Annotated in this window: 21 protein-coding genes; 10 read left to right on the top strand and 11 right to left on the bottom strand. The window is 61.7% G+C overall.

Annotated features, from left to right (window positions below; genetic code table 11):
• Nucleotides 1–182: 182 nt before the first annotated feature.
• The 4 genes from ABRA89_RS00305 (at nucleotide 183) to ABRA89_RS00290 (ending at nucleotide 2,992) form a co-directional block, all read left to right on the top strand.
• Nucleotides 183–440: a hypothetical protein gene (locus ABRA89_RS00305; RefSeq protein WP_349939453.1), complete on the top strand. Its 258-nt coding sequence runs from the start codon at nucleotides 183–185 to the stop codon at nucleotides 438–440.
• Complete coding sequence (gene pdxY / locus ABRA89_RS00300) at nucleotides 437–1,333, top strand: pyridoxal kinase (protein ID WP_349939452.1); 897 nt, start codon at nucleotides 437–439, stop codon at nucleotides 1,331–1,333. Before ABRA89_RS00305 ends, pdxY begins: the two co-directional genes overlap by 4 nt.
• 117 nt (nucleotides 1,334–1,450) lie before the next feature.
• A complete protein-coding gene (locus tag ABRA89_RS00295) occupies nucleotides 1,451–2,104 on the top strand; it encodes a carbonic anhydrase (protein WP_349939451.1) in 654 nt (217 codons plus the stop codon).
• Between the two features lie 300 nt (nucleotides 2,105–2,404).
• Complete coding sequence (locus tag ABRA89_RS00290; RefSeq protein WP_349939450.1) at nucleotides 2,405–2,992, top strand: protease inhibitor Inh/omp19 family protein; 588 nt, start codon at nucleotides 2,405–2,407, stop codon at nucleotides 2,990–2,992.
• An 88-nt stretch (nucleotides 2,993–3,080) separates the two neighbouring features.
• On the opposite strand, the gene ABRA89_RS00285 is transcribed toward ABRA89_RS00290, so the two are convergent.
• Both ABRA89_RS00285 and ABRA89_RS00280 read right to left on the bottom strand, forming a co-directional pair.
• Nucleotides 3,081–4,514 (bottom strand): phosphomannomutase, encoded by a 1,434-nt coding sequence (locus ABRA89_RS00285; protein WP_349939449.1) that lies wholly within the window; start codon nucleotides 4,512–4,514, stop codon nucleotides 3,081–3,083.
• A gap of 80 nt (nucleotides 4,515–4,594) precedes the next feature.
• Entirely contained in the window at nucleotides 4,595–4,963 is a 369-nt protein-coding gene (locus tag ABRA89_RS00280; RefSeq protein ID WP_349939448.1) for a Fic family protein, read from the bottom strand.
• A gap of 2 nt (nucleotides 4,964–4,965) precedes the next feature.
• Here ABRA89_RS00280 and ABRA89_RS00275 point away from each other — a divergent pair, with 2 nt between their 5' ends.
• Nucleotides 4,966–5,286, top strand: coding sequence for a hypothetical protein (locus ABRA89_RS00275; RefSeq protein WP_349939447.1), 321 nt, complete (start codon nucleotides 4,966–4,968; stop codon nucleotides 5,284–5,286).
• A gap of 273 nt (nucleotides 5,287–5,559) precedes the next feature.
• Here ABRA89_RS00275 and hemJ read toward each other — a convergent pair whose 3' ends face one another.
• The 6 genes from hemJ to ABRA89_RS00245 all read right to left on the bottom strand — a co-directional run bounded on the left by hemJ (nucleotide 5,560) and on the right by ABRA89_RS00245 (nucleotide 10,885).
• Nucleotides 5,560–6,045: a protoporphyrinogen oxidase HemJ gene (gene hemJ, locus ABRA89_RS00270; protein ID WP_349939954.1), complete on the bottom strand. Its 486-nt coding sequence runs from the start codon at nucleotides 6,043–6,045 to the stop codon at nucleotides 5,560–5,562.
• Between the two features lie 174 nt (nucleotides 6,046–6,219).
• Nucleotides 6,220–7,239: a uroporphyrinogen decarboxylase gene (hemE, locus tag ABRA89_RS00265; RefSeq protein ID WP_349939446.1), complete on the bottom strand. Its 1,020-nt coding sequence runs from the start codon at nucleotides 7,237–7,239 to the stop codon at nucleotides 6,220–6,222.
• Between the two features lie 487 nt (nucleotides 7,240–7,726).
• On the bottom strand, nucleotides 7,727–9,064 hold the full coding sequence (locus tag ABRA89_RS00260; RefSeq protein ID WP_349939445.1) for an 8-oxoguanine deaminase: 1,338 nt from the start codon (nucleotides 9,062–9,064) through the stop codon (nucleotides 7,727–7,729).
• On the bottom strand, nucleotides 9,061–9,693 hold the full coding sequence (gene ureG, locus ABRA89_RS00255) for an urease accessory protein UreG (protein ID WP_349939444.1): 633 nt from the start codon (nucleotides 9,691–9,693) through the stop codon (nucleotides 9,061–9,063). The genes ABRA89_RS00260 and ureG overlap by 4 nt, the downstream gene beginning before the upstream one ends.
• On the bottom strand, nucleotides 9,690–10,406 hold the full coding sequence (locus tag ABRA89_RS00250; protein WP_349939443.1) for an urease accessory protein UreF: 717 nt from the start codon (nucleotides 10,404–10,406) through the stop codon (nucleotides 9,690–9,692). Before ABRA89_RS00250 ends, ureG begins: the two co-directional genes overlap by 4 nt.
• Nucleotides 10,403–10,885 (bottom strand): urease accessory protein UreE, encoded by a 483-nt coding sequence (locus ABRA89_RS00245; RefSeq protein WP_349939442.1) that lies wholly within the window; start codon nucleotides 10,883–10,885, stop codon nucleotides 10,403–10,405. Before ABRA89_RS00245 ends, ABRA89_RS00250 begins: the two co-directional genes overlap by 4 nt.
• Before the next feature lie 124 nt (nucleotides 10,886–11,009).
• Between ABRA89_RS00245 and ABRA89_RS00240 the strand changes: the two genes are divergently transcribed.
• Nucleotides 11,010–11,660, top strand: coding sequence for a hypothetical protein (locus tag ABRA89_RS00240; protein ID WP_349939441.1), 651 nt, complete (start codon nucleotides 11,010–11,012; stop codon nucleotides 11,658–11,660).
• Here the strand turns inward: ABRA89_RS00240 and ABRA89_RS00235 are convergent.
• Nucleotides 11,633–12,028 carry an MliC family protein gene (locus ABRA89_RS00235; protein ID WP_349939440.1) on the bottom strand — a complete coding sequence of 132 codons (396 nt, stop codon included), beginning with the start codon at nucleotides 12,026–12,028 and terminating at the stop codon, nucleotides 11,633–11,635. The genes ABRA89_RS00240 and ABRA89_RS00235 overlap by 28 nt on opposite strands.
• A gap of 200 nt (nucleotides 12,029–12,228) precedes the next feature.
• Between ABRA89_RS00235 and ABRA89_RS00230 the strand changes: the two genes are divergently transcribed.
• Nucleotides 12,229–12,741 (top strand): putative pterin-binding protein, encoded by a 513-nt coding sequence (locus ABRA89_RS00230; protein ID WP_349939439.1) that lies wholly within the window; start codon nucleotides 12,229–12,231, stop codon nucleotides 12,739–12,741.
• Nucleotides 12,738–13,940, top strand: coding sequence for a GGDEF domain-containing protein (locus tag ABRA89_RS00225; protein ID WP_349939438.1), 1,203 nt, complete (start codon nucleotides 12,738–12,740; stop codon nucleotides 13,938–13,940). The genes ABRA89_RS00230 and ABRA89_RS00225 overlap by 4 nt, the downstream gene beginning before the upstream one ends.
• Before the next feature lie 136 nt (nucleotides 13,941–14,076).
• On the opposite strand, the gene ureC is transcribed toward ABRA89_RS00225, so the two are convergent.
• Complete coding sequence (ureC, locus tag ABRA89_RS00220) at nucleotides 14,077–15,789, bottom strand: urease subunit alpha (protein WP_349939437.1); 1,713 nt, start codon at nucleotides 15,787–15,789, stop codon at nucleotides 14,077–14,079.
• Nucleotides 15,790–16,121: 332 nt separating this feature from the next.
• On the opposite strand from ureC, the gene ABRA89_RS00215 reads away from it, so the two are divergent.
• Complete coding sequence (locus ABRA89_RS00215; RefSeq protein WP_349939436.1) at nucleotides 16,122–16,595, top strand: hypothetical protein; 474 nt, start codon at nucleotides 16,122–16,124, stop codon at nucleotides 16,593–16,595.
• Here the strand turns inward: ABRA89_RS00215 and ABRA89_RS00210 are convergent.
• Complete coding sequence (locus ABRA89_RS00210; RefSeq protein WP_349939435.1) at nucleotides 16,582–17,001, bottom strand: hypothetical protein; 420 nt, start codon at nucleotides 16,999–17,001, stop codon at nucleotides 16,582–16,584. The genes ABRA89_RS00215 and ABRA89_RS00210 overlap by 14 nt on opposite strands.
• A 148-nt stretch (nucleotides 17,002–17,149) precedes the next feature.
• Here ABRA89_RS00210 and ABRA89_RS00205 point away from each other — a divergent pair, with 148 nt between their 5' ends.
• A complete protein-coding gene (locus tag ABRA89_RS00205; RefSeq protein ID WP_349939434.1) occupies nucleotides 17,150–17,308 on the top strand; it encodes a hypothetical protein in 159 nt (52 codons plus the stop codon).
• Nucleotides 17,309–17,468: the final 160 nt, after the last annotated feature.

The following is a 17,468-nucleotide window of genomic DNA, read 5'->3' as shown; positions in this document are numbered from 1 at the left end:
CACGTCAGCTTATCTTCTGTTCATGCGAAGGCACAATGAAGACCGGAACGGAGCGGCCCGGGCATAGATAGGCGGAGATCGGCGCGACGGGACCGGCATTCTTCCTCAAATTTTTCGAGGCTTCTTTCGAAAGGCTCGGTCCGCTTTTCATGGCGCCGCACAACCGATAAGGACTGAAGCCCATGGGAAGACGCGAAGATGAAGACGAGGCCCGCGGGCGGGAAGCAAACCGGATCCTCAAGACCATTCGCGAGGAAACGGATCCCCAGACGGGAACCCACGTCCAGAACTGGCTCCTGCGGCCGAAGGAATTCTTTGGTGCTTCCGACGCCGATCCTGACGACCGGATCGAGCGGATCGGCCTGCGCATCGGACGGATCGCGAGCATCATCGGCTTCGTCGTGTTCGCCATCATCCTCTATTTCCAGTTGACGTCATGAGCCGCACAAACCCTCGCGGACAGGCTTCGCCGGAAGACGAGAAGGCGACGATGCTCGCCATATCCAGCCATGTCGTGCGCGGTGCCGTGGGCAATCGCGGCGTCGTCTTCGCGCTGGAAACCCTCGGCCACCGTATCTGGTCCGTGCCGACGATCGTCTTACCCTGGCATCCCGGCCATGGTCCGGCGACCAAGATCATACCCGACGACGCCGAGTTTCGAGCACTCTGCGCGGATATCGCGGCTTCGCCCTTTGCGGGCGAGATCGGCGCGGTGACGACCGGCTATTTCGCGACGAGTGGACAGGTTCATGCCGCGGCCGATCTGATCGAGGCGCTTCGTGCGAAGAACCCGAAGCTTCTTTACTGCCTCGATCCCGTGCTGGGAGACGAAGGCCGGCTCTATCGGCCGCCGGAGGTGCTCACGGCGATCTCGGAACGGCTACTGCCGATCGCCGACATCGCAACGCCCAACCGGTTCGAACTGGAATTCCTCACCGATCTAACGCTCAGCGAAAACGCCCATCTCGTGGAAGCGGCCCGCACGCTGGGGCCAGCTATGGTGCTCGTCACCTCAGCCTTCGGCCTTTTGGCGGGCAGCATCGCCAATCTCCTCGTTACGGAAAAGGCCGTCGATCTCGCCGAGCACCGGCTGATCGAGAACGGGCCGAATGGCGGCGGCGACCTTACCGCCGCCCTGTTCCTTGCCCGGCTCGTCGAAGGGCAGAAACCGGAAAGCGCGCTTCGGCTGGCAACGGCTTCAGTTTTCGAGATCCTTGCGCGCACGGCCAAGCGCGGCCTCAACGAATTGTCGCTCCAGACCGATGCGACATCCCTCGCAACTCCCTTCGCAATGGTGCAGATGCGCAAGCTCGCCAGCGCGAAAAAGCGTTGAGAGATCGCGGGTTAGCTTACCTTACAGTGCAAAGTCGCCGATCGGGTCGCAAAAACCGTCCGGGTTTCGTGATTTTTTGCATGGAGACTGCGCAATCGAAGCTCTATAAAGCAGATTATGAGCAAACATCTGCCCGATCATCTCATCACCGGTTACCAGACCTTTCTGGAAAAGCGCCTTCCCGGCGAGCGGGAACGTTTTCGCCAGCTTGCGGAAGCGGGACAGAAGCCGCCGACCATGGTGATCGCCTGCTGTGATTCCCGCACGGCGCCGGAGACGATCTTCCAGTCCTCCCATGGCGAGATCTTTGTGGTCCGGAACGTCGCCAATCTCGTACCACCCTACGAGCCGGACGGCGAATATCACTCCACCTCGGCGGCCCTCGAATTCGCGGTGCAGGCGCTGAAGGTCGAGCATATCGTCATTCTGGGCCATAGCGGCTGCGGCGGTATCCACGCAGCGCTCTCGCCCAATGCCGATCCGCTGTCGCCGGGCGACTTCATCGGCAAGTGGATGAGCCTCCTCAACCCGGTCGCAAGAAGCATGACCGACAACGGCCACATGACCTCGCGGGAGCGTCATGCCGCCCTCGAGCGCATCGCGATCCGCTATTCGATCGGCAATCTCAGGACCTTCCCGATGATCCAGGAGCTGGAGGCCGAAAACAAGCTCACGCTGCACGGCGCCTGGGTGGACATTGCCAATGGCGACCTCTGGACGATGGATCCCGAGACCGGCGATTTCGACCGGATGAGCCTTTCGACCGAATAAACCCCCTAAAAGCTGCAGTTTTTCCCCATTTCAGCCGTGTTTTCATTCTTAGACGCGAACCTGCACAAGTGACGGGGCAAACTTGGCGGCAGGCTGTGTATGTCAGCCTTTTTGCGGGATGATAAGCGGGTCAAACTGTTGCAAATACGTGTCAGCGTTGCAGTTTGGCACAATTCGAGTCGAAACGCGCTTGCATGACGGAAAAACCATCCGTCTACTGATGTTCGAGCGCGTCGTCAGGGATAAACCCTGACGAACCGAACCAGCCGCGTCAGCGAATGACAGGGGAAGCATTCGACGATGAAACAATCTTTCTTGAAAGCGGGAGCGGCATTGGTCGCCATGCTGACAGCGGCCGGGTGTTCGCAGTCGGTCCCGAGCTTCAGCAACAACGATCGCGGACCGGCGCCCTTGATGGCCTCGCCGACGCCGCAGGTTGCGCAGAACCAGCTGCCGCCACCGCCGCCGCCACCGCCGCCGCAGAGCCAGGATATGGCTGCCGACATGAACGATCAGAACGGGAACGGCGACAACACGCAGGTCGCGGCGCTGGATCCGAACGCCGGTTCGAACACGTCTTCTTCGTCCTCATCTTCGGGCGGTGGCGGAGCACTGTCGCGCAACAAGGTTCTCGGCGCCTACAAGGTGACGACAGCCGGCGGCAACTGCCAGATCATCCTGTCGCTCACCAAGTGGAGCGGCGGCTACCGCGCTGCCTCGCGCGGTTGCCCGGGTACAGTGGCCGATGTCTCGGCCTGGGACGTGTCGGGAAGCAATGTGGTTCTGAGGAATTCCGGCGGATCGCAGGTCGCGAGCCTCTCTTCCACGGGCGACTCGCGCTACGACGGACAGACGCAGGGCGGGGAGGCGATCAGCCTTTATCGCTGAGCCTTATCCAATCGCATGAAATGACAAACCCCGGTCCTAACGGCCGGGGTTTTTGTTTGCAGCGGTTGGTCAACTGGCGTTTGACGGATCAGCCGAGTTCGCCGCGAGCCGCCTCCAACCCCCAGGCAAGCCGTTCCTTCGCAGCCGCCTCGCTTCCCGCCTCGATATAGCAACGCAGCTCCGGCGCATTACCCGAGGCACGGAAATGCACGACCTCACCGTTTTCGAGGATCGTTCTCACTCCATCCATGTCGTCAACTGACGCGACCGAACCGACAGGCGCGAAAAGACGTGCCGCATAATCGCTGTCGCCGGCGAGGCGAGCTAAGAAGGGCCCGCTCTTGTCAGCGGGAACCTCCTTCAGTCGATCGGCCGCAGTGAAGCCGGCTTTCATCTCAGTCACGACGGCGGAAAGAGGCTTTCCAGCACCGGCCGCTTCGGCGAGCGCGCAAAGGATCGGCAGCATCGCATCACGCGTAGGGAGCGCTTTGAGAACCCTGCCTCCCCGATCGATATCCGAGCCCAGCAGGACGCCGCCATTCGCCTCGAAGCCGATAATAGCCGAGCCACCCTTCCGCGCCGCGTCCGCCATGCCCGAGATGACGAAGGGCGAACCGACTTTCGTCCTCACGACATCGCTCGCAAAATCCGAGATTTCGATCGCCGAGGACGAGGTAACGGGCGTCACGATCGTCGAGAGGCCGAGATTCTTCGCCGTTATCATGCCGAGGACGTCGCCACGCAGGATCGTCCCGGTCTCGTCGGCGACCAGCGGCCGGTCGGCATCGCCATCGGTCGAGACGATGGCGTCGAAGCCATATTCCCCGGCCCAGTTCGCGATGAGGTCGACATCCTCCGGCCTGTGCGCTTCCGTGTCGACCGGAATGAAACTGTCGGCGCGTCCGAGCCCCGCCGTCTCCGCCCCGAGCGCATTGAGGATCGTCGTCAGGATATCGCGGGCGACCGAACTTTGCTCATAGACGCCGATCCGCCGTCCTTTCAGGGCATCCGAGCCGAAGAAGGCCGAATAGCGATGCATGTAGGCTTCGATCGCCGCCTCGGCGCCATCCTCTATATCGGCCAGAGAGAGGCTGTGAGAGGCTTCGCGAACCTCCGGCACCAGATCGTCATGGGCAAGCCGAATGCCGCCCTCGTCTGCCTTGGCGATCTCCCCAGAGGACGAATAGAATTTAAGCCCGTTGCGATCCTCCGGGATGTGACTGCCAGTGATCATCACGGCGGCGGCGCCACGCTTCAGAGCGGCAAGCGCCAGAGCCGGCGTCGGCAGTGCGCCGCAGTTGACCGCCGTCCAGCCAGCATCCTCAACTGCCGCCGCCGCCCGCGCCGCGATCGACGGGCTCGATGAACGCAAATCCTGACCGATCAGCACCGTCTTCGATCCGGTCTGATCGGACCGCTCCAGATGGCTCACAAAGCCTCGCGTCCAGGCATAGGCCGGCGGCCCATCGAGATCGCTGACAAGGCCGCGCAGGCCGCTGGTGCCGAATTTCAGTGAGGACATGGGCCAACCTTCTTGCGTTCTGGAATGACTATCAGCGCTTTGCACATGAAGACGGAATGTCTCGAAACAATTGCTTTGAATTATCCGCTCAATTGTTCCCGTAGAAGTCGCTGTAGGTAGTTGGCGAGCGCAGTGACGTCGTACTGACCTTTTTCATATGCGAGATCGGCAACTTTCAATGCATCGTAATACGGTCGACGATCCTCACGAATTCTTTCGGGAATAATCTTCCTGCCCGGTAGGAGCCGACCCTCTTTCATGCAGATCAGATAGTAACAGGCGGCGCGAGCCGTTCTGCCATTGCCTTCGACGAACGGATGAATCCAATTCAAATACCACAGGACGAAAGCCGCCATGAGAACCGGATTATCATGCAATGACCAGTTCTCGTGCACGACGGAAAAGAGGATATCCATTTCCGCGCCGACGCGGCTGAAATGGGGAGGCACATATGATCACCGACGAGGATCGGCTGTTCGCGATAGCGCCCGCCATGCTGGGCGATATTGGCAACCGCCGTGTGATTGAGTGCCCAGAGCGTATATTTGTCGAAAGCCTCGATCCCCTTTTCCAGGCCGATTTCGACACAATTGGTGAGAAGATCGTACTGCCGAAGGAGGTTTTGCTCCTGAACCCGGTCAAAAAGCGCCGAATTGTCTTTTCGCCGGACCGACATCGCAGCTACCTTCTGATCACACCCCGCTCAACGCCCGAAGGCGCTAAGATCGGAGCCGAATATGGCGGGTCGCCGTCCGTACGCTGTCTTTCGTGATCGTGTCGGAATTCAAAGCATTTCCAAAAGCGAACGAGATACGCTGCTCCCGCAATTCCTCTTCGGTCAATTCACGAGAACGTGCCGCTTCCAGCAGCTTCTCCAATTCGTCGTCCCGGTCTGTCTGACCGAAAAATTGCTTCCGCGCCGCCATATCCAATCTCCCGCAATCCGAGGCCGGATCACCCAAACTGTATCACAGGTTCAATATAGAGGGCTTCGTCCGTTTCGTCCGCGTCTACAACGCTACATTTCGCGTTATTCCCAGCCCCCTCAGAACGGTTTCACGATCACCAGCACGATGATCACCGCCAGCAATAGCGCCGGGACTTCGTTGGCGATGCGCCAGAATTTCGAGGAGCGCGTGTGCTGATCGTTCGCGAACCGCCGCAGCGAGGCTGCGAGGAACATGTGCATGGCGCTGAGCAACACGACGAAGACGATCTTGGCGTGAAGCCAGGCGCCCTGGAATTCGAAGACCTTCGCCGCGAGCCACAAACCGGCGGCCCAGGTGATGATCATCGACGGCGTACCGATGCCGCGCAGAAGCCGGCGCTCCATCACCTTGAAGGTCTCGGACTGAGGCGTCTTCGGCCCGGCCTCGGTGTGATAGACGTAGAGCCGCGGCAGATAGAGCAACACCGCCATCCACGAGATCACGAAGAAGACGTGGATCGACTTCATCCACAGCTGCGCCTCGACCGGAATGAACCAGAGGACGGCCACGAGAACGACGAGCCCCACGATGGGAATGATCATCTTCTGGGGCGAGGGTTTGGATTTCGGGGTGTCGCTCACGTCGCGGCCTTCATCGTTCAAATTCGTTTGCCGGCCTGTCCGAAGGGATCGTCGAAAGCCGGTCGTCCCGCGTCTTGAAGGGCCGGACCGGTTCGGAGTCAACCGGTACGGTGTCGCAAACTTCGAAAGGGCCGCTTAGCCGCGAATGCGCTTCAAGAGCTGCTCGACATGCTCGATCGGCGCGTCCGGCGTGATGCCGTGGCCGAGATTGAAGATGAACGGCCCGTCCGACAAAGCTTCGAGGATGAGATCGACGCCCTCGTCGAGCGCCCTCCCCCCGGCGATGAGCCGCAACGGGTCGAGATTGCCCTGGACGGCGCCGTCCGCCTGAAGCTCTTTCGCGAAGGCGAGCGGCACCTGCCAGTCCATGCCGAGCGCGTTCACGCCCGTTTCCTGCCGATAGGTCTTGAGGCGGTAGCCGGCACCCTTGGCAAAACCGATGATCCTGGCGTCGGGGATCGCGGCACGCACCCGGTCGACGATCAGCTTGACCGGCGCGACGGCGTAATCGGCAAAGCTCTTCTCGTCGAGAACGCCGGCCCAGCTGTCGAAGATCTGGACACAGTCGGCGCCCGCGCGAAGCTGGCGTATGAGATAATCGGCGCTCATCTCGGCGAGAAGCGTCAGGAGCTGCGTCATGGCTTCCGGGTTCTGATAACCGAACATCCGGGCCGGTGCCTGATCCGGCGTCCCGTGTCCGGCGATCATATAGGTCGCCACGGTCCAGGGAGCCCCGCAGAAGCCGATCAGCGTCGTCTCCTGGGGCAGCTCCTCCCGAAGCCGAGCGACCGTCGCTATGACCGGTGCCAGATGCGTCTCGGCAAGGCTTGGATCGAGGCGGTCGATCTCGTCCGGCCGGATCGGGTTCATCATCGGGCCTTCGCCCTTCACGAACTTCACACCCCGCTGCAAGGCATCGGGGATGACGAGAATGTCGGAGAAGAGGATCGAGGCATCGAAGCCGAAACGCCGGATCGGCTGGAGCGTCACCTCGGTCGCAAAGTCCGGATTGTAGCAGAGGTCGAGAAAGCCGCCCGCCTGGGCGCGGGTCTCGCGATATTCCGGAAGATAGCGTCCTGCCTGGCGCATCAGCCAGACCGGGGGTGGGCCGACACTTTCGCCGTCCAGCACCTTCACGAGTTTGCGCTCCGCCATCTGCGGCCCTCTCCCCTTAAAGAATCCTTCTTAAAAGGATTTTTGATTCTTCTTTGACTCGGTGGATTGTGGGAATTCACACCGGCGGCAGCGTCTGCGGTGGATCATCCGCAACGTCGTTCCTGTCGTAGACATGATGGGCCGGGCTGTCGAGGAGATCGGGGAGAGAGCGTCCATTCACCCTTGAAAATCAATGAGTCCGAGCTTCGCTTGCGAATGTCTGCCTTGTGGAGAATCTGGTGAAGCCGTTTGAACGGTGAGAGACTTTCAACAGATTACCGCAGTCTTCGTCGACTCCCTGGCATCGCTCTGGCGGTGGGGAAAAACCGGTGTCTTTCGACAGGCCGATCCCGCTCTTGCAGAACTGTCCCACGCTCTCCCGGTTCATGAACAAGCGCTTAAAGAATCCCGGGAGTCATGAGCCTCGGATATTGCATTTCGATGACGAATCGAGTCCGCTGATAACAGGCGATTCTCCGCAAATGTTTCACGTGAAACGCTTTGCGGCCTCCCCGTGCTCGAAGCGCAGCCGGGCGAGATCGACGCCGATCGGCCGACCGTCCACGACACGCCATTCGCCTTTCACCATCACCCGATCAGCCCGGTGTGCGCCGCAGAGAACGAGAGCGGCGATGGGATCGTGTGCGCCTGAGAAACGCAGCTCGTCGAGGGTGAAGAGCGCAAGATCGGCCTGACACCCGGCTTCGATCCGTCCGATATCGCTCCGACCGAGACAGGCCGCAGAGCCTTCTGTCGCCAACTGAAGCGCATCGCGCGCGGTGACGGCGGTCGCCGATCGATAGTTCAGCCGGCCGATCATCATTGCGTGGCGCACCTGTTCCATCAGGTTCGAGGCATCGTTCGAGGCCGAACCGTCGACGCCAAGGCCCACCGGCACCCCCGCCGCCTTCAACTCGTTGATCGGACAAAAACCGGAGGCGAGCACCGCGTTCGAGGCCGGGCAGTGGCAGACGCCCACTTTGTGGCGCCCGAGCTTGGCACATTCCTCCGTCGTGAAATGGATGCCGTGGGCGAGCCAGGTGCGCGGAGAGAGCCAACCGACCTCTTCGAGATACTCGACCGGCCTGCAGCCAAAGAGCTCGCGGCAATAGGTATTCTCATCCTCGGTCTCGCCGAGATGGGTGTGGAGGCGGCAATCGTGCTTTTCGGCGAGCGCGGCACTCTCCATCATCAGCGCCCTGGTGACCGAAAAGGGCGAACAGGGCGCCAGCGCGATCTGCGTCATCGCCCCGTCGGAAGCGTCGTGATAGCGGGTGATCAGCCGCTCGGCATCGGCGAGGATCGTGTCCTTGTCCTGCACCACGAGATCGGGCGGCAGGCCACCATCCTTTTCCGAAAGGTCCATCGAGCCGCGCGTCAGCGTCACCCGCATGCCGAGGGTGTTTGCCTCCTCGGCTTCGATATCGATGGCGTCGTCGAGGCCGTCCGGGAAGAGGTAATGGTGGTCGGCCGCCGTGGTGCAGCCTGACATCAGAAGCTCGGTCAGAGCAAGACGCACCGATAGGCGAAAGCTCTCCGGATCGAGCCGGGCCCAGATCGGATAGAGGCTCTTCAGCCAGGGGAAGAGCTCTTTGTCGATCGCCTGCGGATGGGCGCGGGTGAGCGTCTGGTAGAAGTGGTGGTGGGTGTTGATCAGCCCCGGCAAAACGACGTGGCTCGAGGCATCGAAGATGTCGTCCACTGGTGTCGAAGGCGTCCCACCGGAGGGCACCAGTTCGGCGATCCGGTCGTCCTCGACGACAATCCCGCCGCCCGCATTCTCCGCGAGAATCGCCAGCGGCGCCTTGACGAATATCCGTGTCACGCCGCGTCTTCGATGGCAGGCAAGCCGCCGGCCGCGCTCAGGAAGGCGAGGATGTCGCCAATCCCCTTCGCGCGGGACAGGTCCGTGAAAACGGTCGGAAGATCCCCCCTCCCCTTCGCCGCGTCCGCTTCCATCCGCCTGAGATCGGCGCCGACATGAGGCGCGAGGTCGGTCTTGTTGACGACGAGAAGGTCCGAGCGTGTGATTGCCGGCCCGCCCTTGCGCGGGATGTCGTCGCCCTGGCAGACCGAGATCACGTAGATCGAAAGATCGACCAGATCGGGCGAGAAGGTCGCGGCGAGATTATCGCCGCCCGACTCCACGATGACGAGATCGAGGTCTGGATGGCGCTTCGTCAGATCGCGGATCGCGCGTATGTTGATCGAGGCATCCTCGCGGATCGCGGTATGGGGGCAGCCCCCGGTCTCGACACCGATGATCCGGTCGGAGGTAAGAGCCTGAGCGCGGACCAGCGCCTCGGCGTCCTCGCTGGTGTAGATGTCGTTGGTGACGACGCCTATCGACCAGTTCGCCCGCGCCGCCTTGCAGAGCTTTTCGACGAGGGTCGTCTTGCCCGATCCGACGGGGCCGCCGATGCCGACGCGCAGGGGTCCGTTCTGATGTTTCATGAGGAAAACAGCCTCGGTGACAGGGTTTCGTGCCGCATGGAATGGATATCGGAGACTAGCGCCGACGAACCAAGATCGTCCAGCGAGGAGCTCGAAGCCCGGTTCGCGGTGTCCGAGATTGCCGGCCCTAGGGAGTGGGTGATCCTGACCGCATCGCTCTGGCCGAGGGGCACGAGCCGGATCGCGGACTGCACGAGCATGTTCGAAAAGCCGTGCAGGAAGGCGGTGAGCACTTCGACGCGGGGCAATCCGAGCGAAGCGGAAAGTGCGCCTGCCGCGACGGGGTACGCGACCGGTCCCTCCGCGATGGTGACCGCATCTTCTCGCCGCCATGGCCGGGCGGCCTCGCGAAACGCCTCGCCGAAATGCTCTGTCTCGGCCCGGCGCTCGGCCGAAAAGCCCAGAGCGAGTGCCAGTTCGTTGGCGGCTTCGAGCCGGACTTGGTCGTGAGTGAGCGCCGCGTCGTAGCTTTCGGTAAGGAGAACCGCATCGTTCCAACCGCTGCCGGATGTCAGGAGGAAAGCGATCCAGTCGCGGGTTTCGTCCGCAGTCGTCACGAGGCCGCTGCGAACTGCGCTCTCCAGCCCATGCGACCAGGCGAAACCGCCGATCGGAAAGCTTGGCGAAAAGAGAGTGAGAAGAGAGACGAGGCCGGCGGATGCCGGGGTTTCGATGCTGGTTCCCTCGGACATCGGCAAGCTGGAGCCGCTCAAGGCGCGTCCGTTTCCAGCGGGTCGTGGTGATGGTGATGATGCGCCTTATGCGCATCGCCATAGGCGCCGCCTTCGGGATGGAAGCCGCTTTCGATCTTGGTGAGCTCCGCACCCAGCCCTTCCAACATGGACGCGATCACGGCGTCGTTGCGGATGAGAATGCGGTCGGCATGGATTTCGGCGGCGAGATGCCGGTTTCCGATCTGCCAGGCAAGTGCAAGGAGATGGCGGGCATTGCGTCCCCTCACCTCCAGAAGGTTTTCGGGTTTGGCCTGAACCTCGATCAGGCGCCCGTCGTCCAGCGAAATCGCGTCGCCGGATTTGAGGAGACGCGCCTCGGGCAGATCGAGCAGGAAGGCGATGCCACCATCGCTCACCATCGCCATGCGCCGGCGGTGGCGCGCCTGTTCGTCGAGGGTGATCGTATCGGCAGCCTCCTGCCATTCGCCTTGGGCGACGATCGAAGTTCCGACGATCATGGGATGGTTCCGTTTCCTGCGCGCCTCTGGTCTGGGCCAAGATATTGGCGAGTGGGCGGTTTTGCCAGCGGTCAATTGACGAGGATAGATTTCCTGTCTTCGGCTGTCCGATGGGAGGATGCAAATGCCGCTTCAGAACCGGGTTCTGCCGACGGGCGAGATCGTCGCTCATCTGTCCAAAGCCGGCATTTTCATGGGCAACCGCGGCATCCTTCACGATGAGGACCGTACCCTCGGCAAGAGCCGCTGGAAGCACACGAACTGGATCATCTGCGCTCTCGAATTTCGCGGGGGAAAGCGCGAACTGATGAGCCGGGGCGGCTATACAGAACTCTTCTTCCTCGACGAGGCGGTTGCGCTGGCGGCCGGCCACCGCCCCTGCGCCGAATGTCGAAGAGCAGCCTTCTTGGCCTACCGGGACGCATTCGCTGGCTGTAGCGGCTCGAACACAAAGGCGCCCGACATCGACAAGGCGCTCCATGCGGCCCGCGTAAATTCATGGAGCCGCGAGCAGATTACGTTCGAGGCCGAGATCGGTCATCTGCCCGAAGGCGCGATGATTCACGTGAACAGCGAACCCTGGCTTCTCTGGTCCGGCAGGCTTCTGCGCTATACGCCGGATGGCTATGACGCAGTCATCGAACGGCCGATGGGCGCAGTTACCGTGCTTACGCCGAAACCCAGCGTGGACGTCTTACGACAGGGCTTCGAGCCCGTCATCCATCCCAGCGCCCATCAGGTGCTCGCTCAGTCCTTCACGACGCGGCAGAGATAGGCTTCTTCGACACCGCCGCGCAGCTCGTCGTAGAGATCGCCGCGATTGCCGCGCGTCCACCAGACCAGCGATTTCGAGACATATTTCGAGCCGGAATTGGCGAGCGTCAGGGCAAACACCGTCGGATGGCCGCCAACCGGCACGATGGCGAGATTGCCGTTCGGGAGATTGATATAGTCGACGGTGATCCGCGCCGGCGTCTCCATCTGGTCGTCCTGGCACTCGTAAGTGATCTCCTGCCGGTCGACCGGGCCTGTGACGTCGATTGTGATTTCTTGCCTCTCTTGAGCGATCGAAGCCGCTGTTACGCAGAGGACGAAAAGTCCGGCAAGAACCGCCAAGACACTGAACCTGTTCATCTTTCGCATGGATCCGTGTCCCCCCGATCGCTCAAGCCTGATGGCCAACGGAAAAGGAGGAGCCACGGAAAGGCGAGGATTACAAGAGCGGGCGTCTCTCCGGATGAAAACGCGCGGGAAATCGATCAGCGCCCTGCACGCCAAAATTTACCAAAATTTAGAACCGGTTATGCAAAATCTTCGGCATAATATCTGCCGGGCTTTTCACGATGGTTTTGCTTCACAGACGCGCCTTTCTGTTGGGATCGCTCGCAATGGGGCTTGCCGGGCGTTCTGCCCATGCAGCCGCCCAGTGGCCCTTCGACGATCCGGCTGCGAAGGTCGTCGAGATCGCCGGTGCGACGACATCGCCGAAAACCCTCAGCCGGGCCGACCTCGCCGAGCTTGAAGTGACGCGCTTTACCACCGCCCTTCCCTGGAACGATGAGACGGCGCATGTCGAAGGCCCGTCCATTACCGAGCTTCTGCGAAGCGTCGATCCGGAGGGCGCCTCGACGCGGATCGAGATCGAAGCCCTCGACGGTTTTGCGATCACCGCCGATATCGGACAGCTCGTTGCCGACGGTGCGATCCTCGTCGTTCGGCAGGACGGCGCGTTCCTGCCCGTTTCCCGCAAGGGTCCGGCCTTTTTGATGTTTCCATTCGACGACGGGCCGGAGTTGAAAAATCAGGCCCGCTTCGGCCAGTGCATCTGGCAGATTTCGCGCATCGCGCTGTCATGATCCGAAGTCTCTCGAAGACTTTCAAGAAGTTCGACCGCCTGACCGGGACGCTGCTGGTCGCGACGATCGCCTGCGCGGGGCTCGCCATCGCGACCAGCGTCCGTATCCAGATGAGCCAGCGGAAGATTGTCGAGATTGCCAACTACAATCTCGAATATTCCTATGCGCGCACCCAGATCGAGATCATGCGGCTCCAGGGTGCCGTTCGCGACATCATCGACGACGGTCCCAGCGTTTCGAAGGCCGAACTGCAGCTTTCGATCCTCGCCGGGCGCCTCGAGACCATTCCGACGCGAGTGGGGCCTCTGGAATTTCCCGAGTCGGTGAAGGCGCGCGAGGATCTAAGGACATCACTGACGCGCATCGAGCCGCTCTTGCCGCTCCTGTCTGAGAAAGACCGCGCCCGCGCGGTTCTCGATCATCTCGACGAGCGGGTGCGGGACTTCACGCGCCTCGGCGCTCTCGCCAATTCCAGGCAGTCCCAACTTGTCCATTACGAGCGGCAGATCCTGACAAGCACGATGGTGTGGCTGAACCTTTATCTGCTCCTTCTCGTCGGAACGGGCCTCGTCCTTCTCGTCATCGTATTCCGCCAGCGGCGCAATCTCGCCCGAATCGCCGTCACAGATCCGCTGACGGGCCTTGCCAACCGCGCCGCCATTCAAGGATGGACCTCCCCGACCGGGCGGGAGACGAACCTTGCCCTCGCGATCGTCGACGTCGATCACTTCAAGTCTATCAACGACGAGTTCGGCCATGCGGCCGGCGACGACCTTCTGCGGCTGATCGCCGATATCCTGAAGCGCCATGCGGGCGAGGGGAACCTGCCGGCAAGGCTCGGCGGCGACGAGTTCATCGTGATCTTTCTCGGTACCGATGCCGAGTGTGAAGCGCATGAGCGCTGCGCTGCAATCGCAGAAACATTCCGTCGGGAAGCCCGCTTGCTCGGCTTCACGAAAACCGATCTCAGCATCGGTATCGCGACGGGCTGTGCAGGGACGGGCGACGACCTGCCACCGCTTATGCACGAGGCCGATGCGGCCATGTACGAGGCGAAGCAAGGTGGTGGCAACGGAAGGCAGGCGGGCAGCGACGAGGCCGAGGCCGGCGAGCGAGGATCGGTCCTCAATCTCCCGCTCGACAGGAAGGACGAAAGGGGTGGTCTCACCGCCGACCAAAGGCTTACGGGTACTCGGTAAGCCGGCTTAGTGAATGATGCCGAAAAGTTGCATGACTTTTCGGACAACATCATGCGCAGAAACGAACGCCTAGAGCGAAATGCCGATCTCGATAAAACGCATCTCGCTCTAAGCCGATCTGGCTCTGTCGAACCGATCAGAACATGAAGTAGCGCTGGGCCATCGCAAGCTCCTTCGCCGGCTCGCAGGTGAGGAGTTCGCCATTGGCGCGCACCTCGTAGGTTTCCGGGTTTACCTCGACGTCGGGCGTCATGTCATTGAGGATCATCGAGGCCTTGGAGATGCCGCCGCGCGTATTCTCGACGGCGAGGAACGTCTTTTCACAGCCGAGCTGGTCTCTAAGGCCTGCATCGAGCGCGGCCTGCGAAACGAAGGTCGCGCCGGTTGCGCCGACTGCCTTGCCGAAGGCGCCGAACATCGGGCGGTAGTGCACTGGCTGGGGCGTCGGGATCGAGGCGTTCGGATCACCCATGGGTGCTGCCGCGATCATGCCGCCGATCAGCACCATCATCGGCTTTACGCCAAAAAAGGCTGGATCCCAGAGCACGAGATCGGCGCGCTTTCCGACCTCGAGCGAGCCGATTTCCTTCGACATGCCTTGGGCGATCGCCGGATTGATCGTGTACTTCGCGATATAGCGACGGGCGCGCAGATTGTCGTTGTCGCCGGTCTCATTCGGCAGACGGCCGCGCTGGCGCTTCATCTTGTCCGCCGTCTGCCAGGTGCGGATGATCACCTCGCCGACGCGGCCCATGGCCTGTGAGTCCGACGCGATGATCGAGAAGGCGCCCATATCGTGCAGGATATCCTCGGCCGCGATCGTCTCCTTGCGGATGCGGCTTTCGGCGAACGCGATATCCTCGGGGATCGAAGCGTCGAGGTGGTGGCACACCATGAGCATGTCGAGATGCTCTTCGAGCGTATTCACCGTATAGGGCCGCGTCGGATTGGTGGAGGAGGGGAGGACGTTCGCGAGGCCGCACACCTTGATGATGTCCGGCGCATGTCCGCCGCCCGCACCTTCGGTGTGGAAGGCATGGATCGTGCGGCCCTTGAACGCGTCCACCGTGTTCTCGACGAAGCCGGATTCGTTGAGCGTATCCGTATGGATCAGTACCTGGACGTCGTAATCGTCGGCGACGGAGAGACAGTTGTCGATCGCGGCCGGCGTCGTGCCCCAGTCTTCGTGCAGCTTCAGAGCGCAGGCGCCACCCTTCACCATCTCTTCAAGCGGTGCGGGCAGCGAGGCGTTGCCCTTTCCGGAGAAGCCGAGATTCATCGGAAAACCGTCGGTCGCCTGCAGCATCTTACCGAGATGCCATGGCCCCGGCGTACAGGTCGTCGCGAGCGTGCCGTGGGCAGGTCCAGTGCCGCCGCCAAGCATCATGGTGACGCCGGAAAACAGCGCCTCCTCGATCTGCTGCGGGCAGATGAAGTGGATATGACTGTCGAAGCCTCCGGCGGTGACGATCTTGCCTTCCGCCGCGATCGCCTCGGTGCCGGGTCCGATGATAATGTCCACATTAGGCTGGGTATCGGGATTGCCGGCCTTGCCGATCTTGGCGATGCGTCCGTCCTTGAGGCCGATATCGGCCTTGTAGATGCCGGTGTGATCGAGGATCAGCGCATTGGTGATGACCGTGTCGACCGCGCCGTCCTTTCGGCTGTGCTGGGACTGCCCCATGCCGTCGCGGATCACCTTGCCGCCGCCGAACTTCACCTCCTCGCCATAGGTGGTGAGGTCTTTCTCTACCTCGATGAAGAGTTCTGTATCGGCGAGCCGCACCTTGTCGCACGTGGTGGGGCCGAACATGGCGGCGTAGGACGAGCGGGAGATCGTGGCGGGCATGGCGTGCACCTCGTCTGGAGTATGGGATGGTCGCCGATTCCCGGCGCTTCCCTCAAGCGCACATTCGAAGCCGGCGAGTGCCGCACGAAACGGCGGCTCGGATAAATCGGAATGGGCCGCAAAGGCCCTTGTTCGGAAGGTTAGCGCCAATCGGCGTGGTGAGGAAAGAGCGCGGGCTCTGACACACTGCCTAAAGACGAGGCAGTCGGAACAAGCGCTTGGAGGCAAATTGCGACAGATCCGCCGCCCTCATTGCGAATCGTATTGCGCCGGAGAAGAGCGCGGTTATGGTAACCATCTGACGATATTCGAAAAATTCACTGTATAGACCAATGTTCTCTTCGCTCTCCCATATTTTCGGCATCTGTTCCGTTGCCACCTTCGCGCTCGGCCTCTTTTCAATCGAGGCGCTCGCCCAGCCCTATGGGCCCGGCCCGGCCGGCACCCTGCCGGGCACTTCGATGGCCGGAGCGCGGATCATCGGCGCGCCGACGCCGGCTCCCGGCATACAAGGCGCGCGCATCTTCGGCGACACCAATGCCGAGCGGCGTTTCGGCAGGGCGTACGACGACAGCTATCTAAGGCCCAAAGTCGTGCAGCCGGAAAGCGGCAATTCCGCTGCACGCCGTGCGGTCGAGGGCCGCTCCGATCTCAATGGCATTTCCGCCGGAACGTTCGCCAGGGAGGGCGCGACAGCGATCGGTCGCAGCAGCGTCACGCGAGGCCGGAGCATGGGGCGTCGCCTGGTTGTACCGGAGCCGAAGGGCCACCCGGCGAGAGGCGGTCGGGCGATCATCCGTCGATGAAACTTTTTGTGCCTCTCTCACAGTCCGTCTCACGCCCGCCGAAAAGTGGGTGTAACAGCTGGAAGTGGTTGACTTTGCTTGAATTCCGCATGGAAGACCGCAAATGAACCATCACTGCAATCGACCGGTGGGTTAATGCCATGCGTCTCGTTTCCAACTCGTCCATCTTTGCGCTTGCACTTGCCGGATCGCTCGCCGCGCTGCCCGTGAGCGCCCAGACGACGCTCCAAAATTCGGGCTCGGGCTCGGGTTCCACCAGCGGCTCCTTCGACACCGGCACGTCCTCGGGCTCGTTTACATCCGATAGCAACAGCAGTTCGCTTGAAAACAGCGGTGCGGCCGGCGGTCTCGACTCGACGACAGCGACCGACCCGAGTTCCACGTTTGGCTCTTCGAGCTCGAACATGGGATCGGAAACCTCTTCCAGCGATGAAACTACGCTCCGCGCGACAGAAGGCTCATCGTCGATCGGCGAAGTCAATTCCGGCGCATTCGCCCGTTCCGGCGAGGCTGGAACATCCGGTGCGACGAGTATTGGCGGGGAGGGGAGTGGAATGACCTCTTCCTACGATAGCGGGGAATCCTACACACCGGGCGCCGGCAGGGCGGCGGATTTCCAGATCCCCTCGCCGCCGGTCGGCATCGATCTCGGCTCGATCCGGTCCGGCCTGCGCAACGCGGCGAGCGCGACGCCGAAGGGAAACGGGGACTGAAGCGGGGCCTTTGGGAAACCGAAGCGATCGTGACCCTTTCGTGACAGGCGCCCTTCAGTCTTTCGCAACTGCGAAATATGCTGTATAGGCGCTTTCAAACGAAAATCGAGCGGCATCCGGCCGGGGCGAAACTCTCGCAGCCCGGTCTTTTTGCTCGCTG

Origin of the sequence: Fulvimarina thalattae (assembly GCF_040239565.1) — a bacterium.
Classification (GTDB): domain Bacteria; phylum Pseudomonadota; class Alphaproteobacteria; order Rhizobiales; family Rhizobiaceae; genus Fulvimarina.
This window is presented reverse-complemented; position numbering and strand designations above follow the sequence as displayed.